The 13,691-nt window shown below is 57.7% G+C and carries 19 protein-coding genes and 1 pseudogene; 11 read left to right on the top strand and 9 right to left on the bottom strand.

The features are described from left to right. Positions 1-6 precede the first annotated feature (6 nt). From ACLE20_RS06925 to ACLE20_RS06915, 3 genes are all read left to right on the top strand, one after another. Positions 7-354 (top strand): hypothetical protein, encoded by a 348-nt coding sequence (locus tag ACLE20_RS06925; protein WP_410939545.1) that lies wholly within the window; start codon positions 7-9, stop codon positions 352-354. 26 nt (positions 355-380) lie between these two features. Further along, entirely contained in the window at positions 381-833 is a 453-nt protein-coding gene (locus ACLE20_RS06920) for a terminase small subunit protein (RefSeq protein WP_410939544.1), read from the top strand. A 126-nt stretch (positions 834-959) separates the two neighbouring features. Further along, on the top strand, positions 960-1,685 hold the full coding sequence (locus tag ACLE20_RS06915) for a hypothetical protein (RefSeq protein ID WP_410939543.1): 726 nt from the start codon (positions 960-962) through the stop codon (positions 1,683-1,685). A gap of 565 nt (positions 1,686-2,250) precedes the next feature. On the opposite strand, the gene ACLE20_RS06910 is transcribed toward ACLE20_RS06915, so the two are convergent. The 6 genes and pseudogenes from ACLE20_RS06910 to ACLE20_RS06885 form a co-directional block, all read right to left on the bottom strand. After that, positions 2,251-2,463 carry a hypothetical protein gene (locus ACLE20_RS06910; protein WP_410939542.1) on the bottom strand — a complete coding sequence of 71 codons (213 nt, stop codon included), beginning with the start codon at positions 2,461-2,463 and terminating at the stop codon, positions 2,251-2,253. 10 nt (positions 2,464-2,473) lie between these two features. Next, entirely contained in the window at positions 2,474-2,707 is a 234-nt protein-coding gene (locus ACLE20_RS06905) for a hypothetical protein (protein WP_410939541.1), read from the bottom strand. A 231-nt stretch (positions 2,708-2,938) separates the two neighbouring features. Next, positions 2,939-3,613, bottom strand: coding sequence for a hypothetical protein (locus ACLE20_RS06900; RefSeq protein WP_410939540.1), 675 nt, complete (start codon positions 3,611-3,613; stop codon positions 2,939-2,941). A 231-nt stretch (positions 3,614-3,844) separates the two neighbouring features. Then, positions 3,845-4,045, bottom strand: a complete 201-nt coding sequence (locus ACLE20_RS06895; protein WP_410939539.1) for a hypothetical protein — start codon at positions 4,043-4,045, stop codon at positions 3,845-3,847. Beyond that, entirely contained in the window at positions 4,042-4,167 is a 126-nt protein-coding gene (locus tag ACLE20_RS06890; protein ID WP_410939911.1) for a hypothetical protein, read from the bottom strand. Before ACLE20_RS06890 ends, ACLE20_RS06895 begins: the two co-directional genes overlap by 4 nt. A gap of 21 nt (positions 4,168-4,188) precedes the next feature. Next, positions 4,189-4,305: pseudogene (locus ACLE20_RS06885) on the bottom strand (transcriptional regulator); the annotation flags it as partial. A 105-nt stretch (positions 4,306-4,410) separates the two neighbouring features. Between ACLE20_RS06885 and ACLE20_RS06880 the strand changes: the two are divergent. From ACLE20_RS06880 to ACLE20_RS06860, 5 genes are all read left to right on the top strand, one after another. Further along, positions 4,411-4,722, top strand: a complete 312-nt coding sequence (locus ACLE20_RS06880) for a hypothetical protein (protein ID WP_410939538.1) — start codon at positions 4,411-4,413, stop codon at positions 4,720-4,722. Next, positions 4,719-5,108, top strand: a complete 390-nt coding sequence (locus tag ACLE20_RS06875; protein WP_410939537.1) for a hypothetical protein — start codon at positions 4,719-4,721, stop codon at positions 5,106-5,108. Before ACLE20_RS06880 ends, ACLE20_RS06875 begins: the two co-directional genes overlap by 4 nt. A gap of 66 nt (positions 5,109-5,174) precedes the next feature. Continuing rightward, positions 5,175-5,903 (top strand): hypothetical protein, encoded by a 729-nt coding sequence (locus ACLE20_RS06870; protein WP_410939536.1) that lies wholly within the window; start codon positions 5,175-5,177, stop codon positions 5,901-5,903. Next, positions 5,900-6,085, top strand: coding sequence for a hypothetical protein (locus ACLE20_RS06865; RefSeq protein ID WP_410939535.1), 186 nt, complete (start codon positions 5,900-5,902; stop codon positions 6,083-6,085). Before ACLE20_RS06870 ends, ACLE20_RS06865 begins: the two co-directional genes overlap by 4 nt. A 947-nt stretch (positions 6,086-7,032) precedes the next feature. Next, positions 7,033-7,554, top strand: coding sequence for a hypothetical protein (locus ACLE20_RS06860; RefSeq protein ID WP_410939534.1), 522 nt, complete (start codon positions 7,033-7,035; stop codon positions 7,552-7,554). A 21-nt stretch (positions 7,555-7,575) separates the two neighbouring features. Here ACLE20_RS06860 and ACLE20_RS06855 read toward each other — a convergent pair whose 3' ends face one another. After that, positions 7,576-7,812 (bottom strand): acyl carrier protein, encoded by a 237-nt coding sequence (locus ACLE20_RS06855; RefSeq protein WP_410939533.1) that lies wholly within the window; start codon positions 7,810-7,812, stop codon positions 7,576-7,578. Positions 7,813-8,120: 308 nt separating this feature from the next. On the opposite strand from ACLE20_RS06855, the gene ACLE20_RS06850 reads away from it, so the two are divergent. From ACLE20_RS06850 to ACLE20_RS06840, 3 genes are all read left to right on the top strand, one after another. Next, the gene (locus ACLE20_RS06850) at positions 8,121-10,106 is read left to right on the top strand and encodes a methyl-accepting chemotaxis protein (RefSeq protein WP_410939532.1); all 1,986 of its coding nucleotides are present in this window, start codon (positions 8,121-8,123) and stop codon (positions 10,104-10,106) included. A gap of 222 nt (positions 10,107-10,328) precedes the next feature. Beyond that, complete coding sequence (locus ACLE20_RS06845) at positions 10,329-10,508, top strand: hypothetical protein (RefSeq protein ID WP_410939531.1); 180 nt, start codon at positions 10,329-10,331, stop codon at positions 10,506-10,508. A gap of 840 nt (positions 10,509-11,348) precedes the next feature. After that, positions 11,349-11,636, top strand: coding sequence for a DUF6894 family protein (locus ACLE20_RS06840; protein ID WP_410939530.1), 288 nt, complete (start codon positions 11,349-11,351; stop codon positions 11,634-11,636). 207 nt (positions 11,637-11,843) lie between these two features. Here ACLE20_RS06840 and ACLE20_RS06835 read toward each other — a convergent pair whose 3' ends face one another. Together ACLE20_RS06835 and ACLE20_RS06830 are read right to left on the bottom strand one after the other, a co-directional pair. Then, on the bottom strand, positions 11,844-12,791 hold the full coding sequence (locus ACLE20_RS06835; RefSeq protein WP_410939885.1) for a tyrosine-type recombinase/integrase: 948 nt from the start codon (positions 12,789-12,791) through the stop codon (positions 11,844-11,846). Positions 12,792-12,969: 178 nt separating this feature from the next. Continuing rightward, the coding region (locus ACLE20_RS06830; protein WP_410939529.1) for a porin at positions 12,970-13,691 on the bottom strand (722 nt) is incomplete at its 5' end.

Below are 13,691 nucleotides of genomic sequence, written 5' to 3'. Positions count from 1 at the left end.
ATGAAGATGGCAGCAGACAGAGATGGTGTCCAGTCGGCCGCGGACATCGTGCGTTGCATCGACGAGCTGGTCGAGCTGCGGCCGCTCCTGGAGGATGGGGTGGCCGAGGGCATCACCAGCGCGTTGATGGCGCTCGATCATGCCCCCTGCGAGAGCCACGCCGATGCCTTGGCCTTCATCGCCATGGCGCGACGGGTGACAGATTTCATCGTCAGGGATTTGGTGCAGGGTGGAGAGCCGGCGCTCGAGCTAGCCGAGGCTGCCGACCGATATATGGAAACAGCGCTCGCCTTCCTGCGGGCTGAGGACGCGCGGCGGCGCTATGGCCACTTCGGCGGCCCGACGCTCCACTGATGCCGGCAAAATGAGAGGACTTCCATATGGCATTTTCTGAAGAAATTGCAGATCGCATTCTCGATGAACTCGCGAACGGCCGAAGCTTGCGTTCGATCTGCGATGACGAGGGCATGCCAGGTAAGAGCACCGTCCTGCGCTGGCTTGCGGAGAACGAGGGCTTCCAGCGCGCATATGCTGTCGCGCGCGAAGTCCAGGCAGACAGCATGTTCGACGACATACTCGATATCGCCGATGATGGCCGCAACGACTGGATGGAGAAGAAGAACGCTGACGGCGAAGCGATCGGCTGGCAGGAGAACGGCGAGGCGATCCGCCGCTCTGCACTCCGCATCGATGCGCGCAGGTGGATGGCAGCCAAGCTGCGGCCGAAGAAGTATGGCGATAAGCTCGACATAGGCGGCACGATGACCCATGAGGCCAGCGATAGCGTGAGAGCGCTGATGGAGGCAATTGACGGGCGCACACGGTCAGTTTGACGCGCTTATAATGGGTTGGATGCGCCTTGCGTGCGGCATTCCAATTCATTTTCAGGCTTAATGCGGCAGTCTGTTTACGACGGGCCCCTTAATTTGTAGCATCGAGTTAATCAGGGCAGGCTGACCGTGACTACCTACACCTTCAAGATTCAGGATTATAAACCGGAGACGATGCCGTTTGGCCGCCTGCTGGAATATTATTCTGAGATCAAGAAACTTTTGGGGTACAGCGAGAATATTCATCTCGTTTCGATATCTGAAGGAAGCCACGCTACAGCGTTGGCGATCGATCGAAATCATGAGACAGCGATCGAACGAAGGCTGGCGGAGTTGAAGGCCAATTCTGCGCCGCGAGAAGCAATGAGAGCGCTTCAAGCCATAAACGAAATGCTCAGCGAAGACCGGACGAGCGGAAACTTTTCTGATTCGAATGGTCGCAACGTCCTCATTTTCCCCGGACGGAAGCCTGCGGAAGCTGATGCTGTCCAAATTCGGGATGCCGCGACTTTCGTTGGCGAGCTTTACCACATCGCCGGCACCAGGGATGATGTGAAGGTCCGGATAGCTACCGAGGCTCATGGCGTGGTCTTTTGCACCACCACGAGGAGCCTTGCCCGACAATTGCGTGATTACCTCTTTGAATTCGTGAAGGTCAGCGGGCGCGGGATGTGGACCCGCGGCGAGGATGGAAGCTGGGAGATCAGCGATTTTACGATTACTGATCTCACTCCCGTAAAGAAGGAAACGTTGCGGCAATCGGTCGATCGGATCAGAGCCGTCGGAGTAGACTGGCCTGAGGAAACGCTTGGCGAGCTAGATAAGCTTGAGGGAAGGCCTCTCCAACTCAGATGATAGTCGCTCTGGACAATACCTTCCTGTCGTTAGCTCTGAACCCGCACACGAAGCCTCGGCCGAATCCAGCCACTGGCGCGCCCGTTCCCCACTGCGCCTTGCGCGTTGAGGGCATGCTCGACAGCCACAGCAAGAAGAGCGATCGAATACTGATACCCGCTCCCTGCCTTGCCGAACTGCTATGCATCGTTCCAGACTTTCAGCGGGCACTCAATGAAATCAACCGGTCTGCCTCATTGACATCCAAGCGTTCGACGCTCGAGCCGCCATTGAGCTGGCTACGATAACCAGAACTGCAATTTCAGGTGGCGATAAGCGCGGCGGCGTCGACGCCCCTTGGCAGCAGGTAAAGTTCGATCGTCAAGTCGTAGCAATTGCTAAAGTTAGTGGCGCGCAGATCTTCTATACGGATGACGAAGTGCAAGCGTCATTTGCACGAGAAGTAGGACTCGGGGTTATCCACACATGGGATTTAGAATTGCCTCCGCATCTTGCGCAGGGCAACTTTCTTGATCATCCAGCCTCCCTCAATCCGTGACGGCCCGTTCAGCCTTTTCCTGGATCCTCACCATTGTTTCAGGCCGTCATCTTCCAGCTCAGCGAGACCCTCAAGCCGCTGGCCAGATAGCTGTGCGATCAAATGCTCTTCACGCACAATGAAGGGATGCACCGTGACGAGCGACGTTTGAAGATCAATCGTCACCGTGCACCCAGCGGCTTTGGCCGCGCGAAAGATCCTCTGCAGTTCGCCCTGACGTACCGCGGGCCTCTTCATCATCGGCTACAGCTCAAGCCGCTTCTTCTTCCGGGGTGGTCAGGTACTCGCGCACATCGTCGAGATCCCAAGAGCAAACCCAGCGCCCGGCAATGACAGGGTTCACGGCGCCGCTCGTCTGCACGTCGATGAGGGCGTAGAGCCCGTAGTCGATCGCGTTCGGATCTCGGGATCTGCTCTTCACCAACCGGAGGCCCTGGCGATCCGCCATTCTCCGAAGCTTGTTCTCAAGCACCTTGTCGCTCATGTTCCACCTATGCTGTGAGTGATGCTGGAAAGTATGCCGGAAGATAGGCGGAAAGGCAATGGCTCCGATCTGAGCCTATGTAGCAGCTATGTAGCAGCCTATGTAGCAGGTCATGTCATTGAAAACATTGATGTGTAGCGGAAGTAGCGAATGTAGCGGGCTCAGGGGAAGGGATTTTCGGCACTCTCGTTATCGATAGCCCTTCGCGGTGTGGGCAAACGGACACCCCACCTAGTCGCGTTCCCCTACCAGGTCGTCAGCGCGCTTCATGAAATTCTTAGAGGTGCGCCACATGATGCGATGCAGGCGCCGGTACCGCCAGACGAAGAACCGGGCACTTGGGCCTGAAATTGAAGGCCCCTTGCTGCGGTAGAATTTCATGAAATCGCGATGAAGGTATCGCCTGAGCCAGCCTATCGTCACATTCGCTGGGTCGGAGTAGAAAAAATTATCGCCAAAGTAGTTGTAGGCTTGGCCCTGAATGATGCGGCGAAACCTATGGCGGTATTGGTTGGCGAAAACTAAAGCAACGTCTCGGTCGGATTTACCCTTCGCCTCTGCGAGGAATTCGTTAGCTAGGGCAACACCTTGACGAGAAAGCTTCGCCACCTCTTTGGCGCAGTCGTATTGCTCCTGCATCTGGAGCCTGAGGTTATCTCTATTGTTTTGATCGGCGAGTTTGAGGTTGGCTCGATGATGGTGATCGGCGCGCTCAATCTGCCGCCGTAAAGAAATTACGGTCAGTATGCCGATGACAAGTGTAATCAGCCCTCCGGATGCCGAAAGCCATTCGCGAGTGCACCTGACCCAATTCTCATCACACGCTGCAAAAACATGTCCGGATGGGACCAAATTGAGCGCAGAACAAATAGCGTCGACACCGGCAATCGCGCATATGGCCGTCATCGCATCGTCTTCCGCAGATCGTCCTCGATGATGCCAGGCACGCGATGCTCCCCACGTTACACCCAGAAGTTTGCAACCTTGCTGCAGAGTATCTCTTGAGTCGAGATGCAAGCTGGGCTCATCCACCGTGGAATTCGTTGGCCAGTGAGGAGACAAATGGCGACGTTGAACAGGAGAGCTCTGAGGTTTTAGGGGTTTTGGCGGTTCCAGTTTTGAGCGTTTGCGTGTTTTTTACTCCGCATCGCTGGCTTGAGGGCTTGGAGGATAGAGCTGCCGGCAGGCCTGAAGGGAGCAGCGGTAGAACGATCCGGTCCATCGGTCTTGCACCTGTATGCTGTTCTCGATCCTGATTTCGTAATGGTTGATCCAGGCGTAGACCAGCGAAGCGAAAACGATCGCGAGCGCGGTGCTATGGTTCAGCAGCGCCTTCATGCCGTGCCCCTTGGCTTCGCCAGCCGCACGCCGGCGCCGCCACCATTCTCGGGGATGAAGACCACGCCCGCGGCTGCCAGCGCATTTTCCAATGCCTGCAGCGTAGCGCTGTGGCCGGTCAAGCCGCCATCCATAGCCTCTAAGCGTTTGATCGTTGGGACTGAGACACCGGACTTCTCTGACAGGTCCTGTTGTGACCAGCGGAGCAACGCTCTGGCGCCTCTCAAATGCTCAGCATCCACTAAAATGATCCTTTTCATAAAATTTGATCTAAAAGGGATTGTTATATGAGCCCTATGGGATTATATTGAACCTATTGGATCAAAACCGCAAGGGCTCAGCTGATGTTCAACCGCTCTGAAATCATGAAGGACGCCTGGGTTCGCTACCGCGATATCCGCATGCGCTATTCCGCTAAGCAGATCGAACGGGGCTTCGTCGACGGCTCGTTCTCTGCCTGCCTCGTGATTGCCTGGCGCGTTGCCAAGAAGCAGGCGGCCGCCAAGGCCCGTCAGGCTCGCATTGACGCGATGCTGACCAGCGCCAATGGCGAACGCCTCCGCGGCCTCCTCGGCGCCCTGGAGAACAGCAATTACCTTTCCTTCCGCTTCGACCGCGGCGCCGAGCGCGCCCGCATCGAGCAGGCTATCAGCGAACTGATCGGAGAAGCAGCATGAACATCGCCCTCAATGCCTCGACGGTCCTGCCGTCTCTCGCCAGCCTGGGCGCCCGCTTCGAGGCCCTCTCGGCCGAATACGATCATGCCGCCACCATCTGCTCCGGCCTGATCGACCAGAGCGACAAGGATCTGCGCGAGGCGGGCATCCCCTACGGCTCGACGGAATGGAGCTGCCGGCGTTTCGCCCTGTGTGGCGCCGCGATCCGCACCGCCGATGCGCTCAAGATGGATCTCGAGGAGCTGGCGATGGAGATTGCGCGTCATCCGGTCGCGTCGATCGACGACCTCGCGGTGAAGGCGCGCGCACATCTCGCGCTTCATGAGCCGCAGGCGATCCTGACCGACATTGCCAATCTGCAGGATCGCGCTTCAGCGACAGCCTGAGCCCCAGGTCGGTACGCATTTCGTTCCGACCTTCCCCGAACTCACAAAATCACCGGAGAATGACTTATGTCGAACGATCCCGTTCCGGCCGGCGGCGAAGCTATGCCGATCGACCCTGTTCTCGCAATCGCCCGCAAGCTGGCCCGCGCTGATGCTTTCTCCCGTCTTGCAGAGCAGAATAAGGCGCGTGAGCGTGTCGATCATCAGGAGGACCGCCGGGCAAACCTCCGCGATCAGCTGGCGCTCGTCGAGGCGACAACCCTCGCCGGCGCTGCGGTCCAGGTGGCCGAGTTGCTGAACCTCTTCGATACCTTTCGCGACTGCATCCCCTACGGCGACATAACCAGTCAGGTAGAGCGTGATGCACGCGCAATCGTGCGGCTCGCCTTCTCGGCCATGACAGCACTGGAGAGCGCCGCGGGCGTGAAGGTCGATGCGCTCGTCTACGATGGCTATGCCGCGTATCAGCGGAACCCCTGGGGCGGATCCACCTCGGCCTCGAGCAATGAGAACGGCTCGATCGAGACAGTCATCGGCCATTTCATCGCAGCAGAGCGGGGCTGGCAGCAAACGAAGGACGAGGCCGGCGATCTGGTGACGAGCGGGCCGGAGGCGGCGCGATACGATCATGCTCTTCGCGCCCTTGCTTGCTTCCCATGCCACACGCCGGCCGCCGCTCGCCGGAAAGTCGAATTCATCGGCACTCATCCCGGCCTTTTCGAGACGCTCCGGTCGAATGCCGATCTGCAGGCCCGGCTGCTTGGTTCTCTGGTCACGGTCCCGGGAGCGGAATGATGCGCAACGTCGCCGTCATCGCCACCGTGCACGCCAGGGCATCCCGCGCCGCCCTGGCCGCACTCACCGGGCTTTCGGCCTTCGTCTTCGTCATCACCGCCGCAGCGGTCGCCGAGAGGCAGCAGGAGCGCGCTGATCTGATCATGCAGGAGTCGCTCGCGTCACATGGGGCCGGCCGATGAAAGCCGCCCCGACCCCGCTCAAACTGGACAGGCCACATGCGGCACTCCTCGCCTTCCGCCGGCAGGAGATCGAGCTTTGGATTGAAAGGGCGATTGCACTCCTCGATGAGCTAGACGGTGATCCGGACGCCGAACCGCCTGAGTCCGATCGGAGCGACGGCATGCTGCGCGGGGGATCCGGCCTATGAGGCTCTTTCACATCTGGACCGCGCTTCAGCTCTTCCGGCTGTCGCGGTGGATCTTCGAGAGGGCTGAGCGAATGCTACAGCGCAACGAGAAGCTGCATAAGCACCAGCATTGAAGTTAGGTGCATCGGCGTGACGTTACTCCATTCCCTGGGGCTTTCGCCGCTCTTATGCGCGGGTTAGGCTAGGTGATTCGAACGACAGGCCAGGGCATGACGAAGCCAGCAAGTATCAACTCAGTCAATGGATATGACGTGATTCTCATAGACGGCGTCTTCAGGGTGTACGAAATCGACCAGGAAGGAAGCCCAACCCAGACTGGTCCAGACTTTGTCGATTTCGAGTCAGCCTCTTCTTTTGCGCGAGCGCTGCCAGACGCTCAAAGCAGCGGTTCTGAATAATGTCCAGCAAGGGCAAGTTGATCGTATTGGCAGCATTCGACAAGGATGACGAGGGCAACCTCGTGCAGGCCTTCGACCCGCGGCAGATGGATTCTGAGGAGCGCGCCAAGCGAGACGCGCGATCGCCGATAAGCATGCTGGCGTCGTCGCTTGGAGTCGTGAGGCAGATCCGAACATCGGCGAATATGGACCACCAGTCGTGTTGTTTCAGGCTGGTGAGATTCCCGAGCTTGAATAATTGGTGGCACTGAACTCCCACGGCGCAGAGGACTGACCTTTGCAAGGTCGTCAGGACGACAGTGCGTTGAGCGTTTGAGACGTAGATCCTTTAAGTAAGCTGCAGCATACTTAGGCAAGCATCATGAAATTGGTTTTCATCTATGGGCCTGTCGCTTCTGGCAAGCTCACCATCGCCAAAATCGTAGCCGAGAAGAGCGGCTTCGCTCTGTTCCACAACCATCTCATCGTCGATGCTGTCTTGGCCGTCCTCCCCTTCGGTTCGCCAGAGTTCGTTGGCTTGCGCGAACAGTTTTGGATCGACACAATCGCAGCCGCCGCAAGGACAGGTCGATCTCTCATCTTCACCTTTGCGCCTGAGCCAACCGTCAGTGCGAATTTCGCCGAACACGTCGCATCGATAGTTGAGGTACTTGGAGGCGAAACGGTTTTCGTGGCGCTGGATCTTGATAAGCAAGAGCAGGAGCGTCGGCTCGTCGAGCCGGAGAGAGCGGCATTCGGCAAGCTTCGATCGGTTGAGCTTCTCCGGAGTTTATCGACTTCGATGGATGAGGCTATGGATGCGATGCCTAAGCCCGCTGTCCGTATCGATACCACGTCAACATCTGCGCGGCAGGCTGCGGACCTCATCCTGCAGTCACTCTAGCTGCGGCTGATCTAGCGCGCCTTATGGTAATGCAGCTTCCACAGCCTTGATGGCATCACCTACCGTTGCCACTGAGCTAACCGATTCCTGGTCAAACTCAACTGAGAACTCTTCTTCCAGCGCTATTATGAGCTCCATGACGGAAAGCGAATCCATATTCAAATCTTCCGCGAAGCTCGTACCTGGCTGCAGCGCAGCTTCGTCGAGATCCAGATAGGACGCGATGATCCTCTTCACTCGGTCGGGCACTTCACTCATCGAACTTTCCTTAAGCGGCTATTGATATGCGCTTGCGTGCCTGTAGAGCAGGCGACGCTTGAAGCAAGGCGAGGAAGATGCAGACGAGCCGGCATTGTCAAGCACGCGCGCTTTACGCCTGGTCATCTGTCCTTTCTTCAACACCTGCGGAGGCACAGTCCCGAATACATAATTCAAATAACAGAGGGTGAAGAACCGTCTCTCAAATTCAGGACTGGCCGCTTAACACTTCCTGACTGCTTCATCTCTTAGGTTCTCTGTCGAGCTGGGCTCCGCCTGCACAGCCAACGAACAGCTAGGTGACATCCATGAAGCGACCCAAGATCAAAACCGCCCTCTCTTGCCTCTTCGGTCTTCTCGCTGTGGTGTTCAGCGTGTTCGCATTCTTCTCGGTACAAAGCCTGCAGAGCATGAACCATATGCTCGAGCAGATCTCGACGGACACGCTGCCGAGCGTTCAACTTGCCAAAGAGGCCGACACCGCCCTCTCAGATCTACGCATTGCATATAACATGCACATCCTTGCAGTTGACGATGCTGGAGAGAAAGAGGCGGTGGCTGCAGTCACTCGCGAAGACAAGCGCCTTCATGACACGATCAACGCCTACGCAGCTCTGGTAAAAGAGGAAGGCGAGCAGGCTCGCATCGGCGCGGTGTTGAAAGCGTTGGACGAATACGCCTCGAAGGGAAAGCAGATGCTGACCCTTTCCAGTGCTCAGGATGATGATGGCGCAAAGCGCGTCCTGCAAACAGAGATGCGTCCGATCACCCAGGCAGTTGCCGGCAAGATCGATGAGATGGTCAACATTCATCTCCAAGAGGCTGAAGAAGCTCACACAGCTGGGGCTGAAGCTTTCAAGAACGCGCTGACTGTGGCTTTGAGCTTGAGCGTACTCGCCATCATGGCAGCTGTCGGAGCGATGCTTTTCGCGCGCCGTAGCATTGCCTCACCAATCGAATCCATCACGCAGGCGATGAATGGCTTGGCTGCAGGAGAAACAGACAAGAACATCCCTTACGGCGGCCGCGCCGATGAAATTGGCAAGATGGCGCAAGCCGTTGAGGTCTTCCGACAGAACGCGCTTACCAAAATGGAGATGGAATTCGAAGCTGAGCGTCAGCGCAGCCTGTCGGATCAGGAGCGACAGGCCCGCGAGGAACAGGATCGTCGCCGGGCGCAAGCAATGGCGCAGGCGACCACGGGGCTGGCAAGCGGGCTGAAGCATCTGGCCTCCGGCGATCTTGCCTTCCAGCTGACCGACCGCTTCGCCGAGGAGTTCGAAAGCCTGCGCGCCGACTTCAACCAAGCCGTCGACCAGCTGCGCACCACACTCGCCTCCGTCGCCGACGCCACCGGCTCGATCGACGGCGGCTCGCGCGAGATCAGCCGCAGCGCCGACGACCTCTCCAAGCGCACCGAACAGCAGGCGGCTTCGCTCGAAGAGACTGCGGCCGCCCTCGACGAGATCACCGCCAACGTCTCCAACTCCTCACAGCGTGCGGAAGAGGCCCGAGTTGTGGCAGTGCAAGCGAACGAGAGCGCGCGCAAATCTGGATTGGTTGTATCAGACGCTGTTTCTGCGATGAGCAAGATTGAGCAGTCGTCCAACCAGATCTCCTCGATCATCGGCGTGATCGACGAGATTGCTTTCCAGACCAACCTGCTCGCCTTAAACGCAGGTGTCGAAGCGGCCCGCGCCGGGGAAGCCGGCAAGGGGTTTGCGGTCGTTGCGCAGGAAGTGCGCGAGCTCGCCCAGCGTTCGGCCCAGGCCGCCAAGGAGATCAAGGATCTGATCCGCAACTCCTCCGGCGAAGTGCAGAACGGCGTCAAGCTCGTCAGCCAGACGGGCGAGGCCTTGAAGACGATCGAGATGCTGGTCGTCACCATCAACCAGCATATGGAGTCCATTGCCACTTCTGCACGTGAACAATCTATCGGCCTGTCGGAGGTCAACACGGCCGTCAACCAGATGGACCAGGTGACGCAGCAGAATGCGGCGATGGTGGAGGAAACCAATGCCGCCGGTGCGACGCTTGCCAGCGAAGCGACGCGGCTCAAGGAGCTGGTCGACCGGTTCCAGTTTGGCGGTGCGGCTGCGTACTACTCGACGCCGGCGATCGACAGCGCTGCCAGTCTCGCCTCGCCTGCTCGGCGCGCACCGGCCGCAGCGGCACAAACGGCCCGCGCCGTGCCCTCCCCGGCCCGCAGCATGGTCAGCCGCATCGCCAGCTCCTTCGGCGCGAGGTCCGCGGCAGCGGCCGCACCGGCAGGCGACAACTGGGAAGAGTTCTAAGGAGTTGAAGCCTCGCATAGAGCATGCAGCCGAACCGCAGACGTCTCGGTATCGCCCGTCGACTCGGGACTTCGTCCGTGGGCGAGTGTTCCGTTACCACCTTCGGCGAACATCAAGTCCTTTCGCTCGAGACCCAAGCGTAAGCTGAAAAAGACATCGACCCTTGAAGGAGAAGAACGAGCTCCTAGAACTTCCCTGCGATCAACTTCCTGGAGGATCGCGATGAGTGAGGAAAAGAAGGAGCGTCGTCCGCGAGGGCAAGCCGCACTCGGCGACATCGATGAGACGAAACGTGTGGTCGAGACGATGCTCAGCCACGAAGAGGAACAGCGTCGAGCTAAAACGGAGCGGTTGCGGCAGCTCAGGTTGACCGCAGAAAGAGCTTCTACGAATAACGCCTGAGTGGCCGATTTGCCTCGAGAGAGGAAGCCCGCAGACACCGCTGCTGCGGGCTTCATTGCCATGACGTCAGATCGTGACACCGAGAAGGACAGTGTCTTCTGACTTCACATCCGGACCCTACCCTCACGACCTTGCGCTTGGCTTACGGTCAAGGACCCTATTAGATCAAATTGGAGTGCAGGGTCATGACCGCTGAATAGTGCTGTGATAGGATCATCACTATGAAGGATCGTCCGCCTCGCCACCGGCTTCTGCAGCTTGATGCAGAAAGCTTCGTCACTTGGATGTTCTTGCTCCTCATGGTTCTTCTCGCTGGTAGTTTGCTGCTGGAAGCTCACGACGTAGCTATCTGGATACTTGGCTTAATTCTTTAGGCTGATGCCCGTCCCCGCTGCGGGTTGCTCACCTCTTGATGTCGGGGCGATCACAGTTCACGTGAAGATAGGCGCTCCCGTATACAGCTCGCGCACATATGTGGCACATAAAAAGGCCCACTCCAGAGGCCCAGGTCTGACACTGCTCTAGGGGTAGAACTGTGTCGGATGTGCCAAGACCATCCCCCTTGGTTCATGGCGGAGAGGTCTCCGACACCTGGCTTTCCTAAAGAGCAACCCGCTCGTCCCTGACCATTTGATCGAGGCGCATTGTGTCGAGGTGGGTCTGAAGTCCAAAAATCTCATGAAGGTCGCCTGTTGGTCCGTCACAGGCCGATAGGCCGAATTTCGCTTCTTTACACAACTTTGCGGTGGTGTAGTGATTGAAGCCTTCGAGCCTTGCGTGGCCTGAGTTGGCTGCACCCGTCGTCGTTGCGGGTCTGATCCGCAGAGGGGCACCGGCGGAATGCACCGATATTATTTCGATCTCGACTATTTCGATGACCACTTGACTGATCTTGAAGGGACCATCCTCGACAACCTGTTCAGCGCTGAAGCTGAGGCTCGCGATGCGATTCTTGATCTTGCTGCCGAGAGCTTGAAGACACGGAAAGCCTTCAGGCTGGTTTCCATCGAGATCCGGGCAGACGATCAGTATCTGAGCCGCGTCACCGTGTCTGACGCACTGGGCCAGCTAATGCCATTGGCGAATTTCAAATTCGACTGGCAGTACTACTTTCGCTTGCAAAGCTAGGGTTGCTGAAGACCGGTGCGTTGGAGTGAAGATACCTTCATGAATGGACCATTCAGTTCGTGAAAATCCGCCCTCCGGAGTTATCAACCCCTGCCTGTAGGCAACGGTTGACTGACTGACAAAACATAGTTTTGTCAGTCAGTCAGAATTCAAGCTTTTGAAGGGCGATGTTCTGTTCCCGTACGCGCTTGTTCGCACTTTCCCCCGCTATATAGGATCACTTCGTCCAAAATTCTCAAGTATAGGAACGCACATATCAAGGTCCTGAGAGGCGAGATGTGCGTAGCGCATTGTCATCTGCAAAGTTTGGTGGCCGAGCCACATCTGCACGCGGCGTATATCAATGCCTCCTCGGACAAGTCGTGAAGCACATGTATGCCGGAGAACGTGAGGGACCACGTCACTGTCTGTGCCTAGGCCAACCTCGACTTTGGCGTGGTTCCATGTTGCCCTAAAATGCTGTTGGTCGATGTCAGCAAAGGGACCAAGGCGTTTTTTTCGCCGTATAACAGTTTCCAAGGCTCTCGCTGTAAGAGGCACAGATCGGCTCCGACCGGATTTCGTGACCCAGAACGTAACTCTGTTCTGGTGGATATCTGTCCATCGAAGAGCGATGCCCTCGCCAAGCCTGGCACCGGTATCGACTAAGAATATGCAAAAATTGTAATACGTCTCATTGCGTGTTCGAATGGCGGCAAAGAGGCGGGCCTCCTCGTCTTGGTCGAGGAAGCGGATCCGACCAGATTTCTCTTTCTGGCGCCTGAACTCTGGCAAGCTATGGATATCGCCCATCTTGAATGCCTTGCGCAGCAACTTGCTCAGCGCTGCCATCTTGCGATTGATGGTGGCGTTGCTGTTGCCGCGTTTGCGAAGGGCAGCGATGAGGCGGTCGAGCATTTCGTCAGTGAAGACGGAGAACTCAGCCCCCAACTGGAGCTCATGCAGTTCGTGGATGAAGGAAGTTACGTTGTAGCGATGTGACCCCGGATCCCACAAATGGTCCCGATAGCGATCGAACAAGGTCTTCAAACTCACCGTTTCAACAGGCTTGATCGGAGGCGACTGGTTAAACTGGTAGTTTAGGTTGAAGGTCGCAACCGGGGCCGCTGCCTTGGCAGACTTTCGTGTTCGTGTTCGTGATCGTGTTGGTCGCATCCTGACCTCGCGAACCATGCGCAAGCGTAAGTCAGAACGAACTCCTCGGCCATTTCAACTGCATTCTCCTGATCACCTGCCGGAATCGCACCACGGCACAGCAACAGTGATTCAAACGCAACAACCCGCAGCCTCTTTCGAGACCGCGGGCGTAGCTCAACCTGATCAGGAGATCAGATTAGAAGTCGCGCTGCAGGCGCAGGAAGCCGGTCCAGTCTTCGTTGTCGCCGCCCAGGCTTTCGTCACGGTCGGTGTAGTTAACCGTAGCGAGCGTGCGCAGGCCTTCCGTGATCTGGTAGCCACCGGTTACGCCGACGCGCCATGCATCTTCGTTCGAGAACTCAGAGCCAACGCGGACGTTGCCGAAGTACTGAGCAGCCGGGGTGATGGTGAACTTTTCGGTTGCCTTGATTGCGTATTCGGCAGCGACAGTCCATTCAGCCTGGTCGTAGTAGTAGTTCGGGTCGGTTGCATACTGAGCAGCGATGCCGAGCTTGCCCGGGCCGAGGTCAGCCGTAGCCAGGATACGGAAAGCAGCTTCTTCGGCGTCGAAGTCGTAGGAAGCGAGGCCGTAGATGTCGAAGCCAGCAATCGTCGCGCCGAGCTTGCCGGTTACACCGAGGCTGTCGTTCGGGTCGTCGTTGGTCGGGTAGGAACCGCCTTCGATTTCGTCAACTGCGATCGAAGCAAGGAACGAACCACCGTCATAGGTATAACGGATGGAGTTCTGCAGAGCGCCGAACGAGGAGTCGAGCGAGTCGGTTTCGCCGGACAGGCCGTCGTCCCAGAAGCTGTAGAAGTAACCGACGTCGAAGCCAGCGATGTTGATCCATGCGCCGTCGAGGAAGGTGTCGCCGTCAGCGTCAGCCTGGATGTTGATGTAGGACGACAGAGCGCCGT

It is taken from the genome of Rhizobium sp. YIM 134829, assembly GCF_046546455.1.
The sequence above is the reverse complement of the archived record's forward strand: the minus strand, read 5'-3'. Positions and strand labels throughout refer to the sequence as shown.

Bases quoted from the DNA above. Each gene is read 5' to 3' on its own strand.
- ACLE20_RS06860 (WP_410939534.1), top strand. From the start codon at position 7,033: ATGAAATTGGTTTTCATCTATGGGCCTGTCGCTTCTGGCAAGCTCACC.
- ACLE20_RS06895 (WP_410939539.1), bottom strand. From the start codon at position 4,045: ATGAAGGCGCTGCTGAACCATAGCACCGCGCTCGCGATCGTTTTCGCT.
- ACLE20_RS06925 (WP_410939545.1), top strand. From the start codon at position 7: ATGGCAGCAGACAGAGATGGTGTCCAGTCGGCCGCGGACATCGTGCGT.
- ACLE20_RS06850 (WP_410939532.1), top strand. From the start codon at position 8,121: ATGAAGCGACCCAAGATCAAAACCGCCCTCTCTTGCCTCTTCGGTCTT.
- ACLE20_RS06835 (WP_410939885.1), bottom strand. From the start codon at position 12,791: ATGCGACCAACACGATCACGAACACGAACACGAAAGTCTGCCAAGGCA.
- ACLE20_RS06920 (WP_410939544.1), top strand. From the start codon at position 381: ATGGCATTTTCTGAAGAAATTGCAGATCGCATTCTCGATGAACTCGCG.
- ACLE20_RS06845 (WP_410939531.1), top strand. From the start codon at position 10,329: ATGAGTGAGGAAAAGAAGGAGCGTCGTCCGCGAGGGCAAGCCGCACTC.
- ACLE20_RS06880 (WP_410939538.1), top strand. From the start codon at position 4,411: ATGAAGGACGCCTGGGTTCGCTACCGCGATATCCGCATGCGCTATTCC.
- ACLE20_RS06865 (WP_410939535.1), top strand. From the start codon at position 5,900: ATGATGCGCAACGTCGCCGTCATCGCCACCGTGCACGCCAGGGCATCC.
- ACLE20_RS06840 (WP_410939530.1), top strand. From the start codon at position 11,349: ATGCACCGATATTATTTCGATCTCGACTATTTCGATGACCACTTGACT.
- ACLE20_RS06900 (WP_410939540.1), bottom strand. From the start codon at position 3,613: ATGACGGCCATATGCGCGATTGCCGGTGTCGACGCTATTTGTTCTGCG.
- ACLE20_RS06875 (WP_410939537.1), top strand. From the start codon at position 4,719: ATGAACATCGCCCTCAATGCCTCGACGGTCCTGCCGTCTCTCGCCAGC.
- ACLE20_RS06905 (WP_410939541.1), bottom strand. From the start codon at position 2,707: ATGAGCGACAAGGTGCTTGAGAACAAGCTTCGGAGAATGGCGGATCGC.
- ACLE20_RS06910 (WP_410939542.1), bottom strand. From the start codon at position 2,463: ATGATGAAGAGGCCCGCGGTACGTCAGGGCGAACTGCAGAGGATCTTT.
- ACLE20_RS06870 (WP_410939536.1), top strand. From the start codon at position 5,175: ATGTCGAACGATCCCGTTCCGGCCGGCGGCGAAGCTATGCCGATCGAC.
- ACLE20_RS06855 (WP_410939533.1), bottom strand. From the start codon at position 7,812: ATGAGTGAAGTGCCCGACCGAGTGAAGAGGATCATCGCGTCCTATCTG.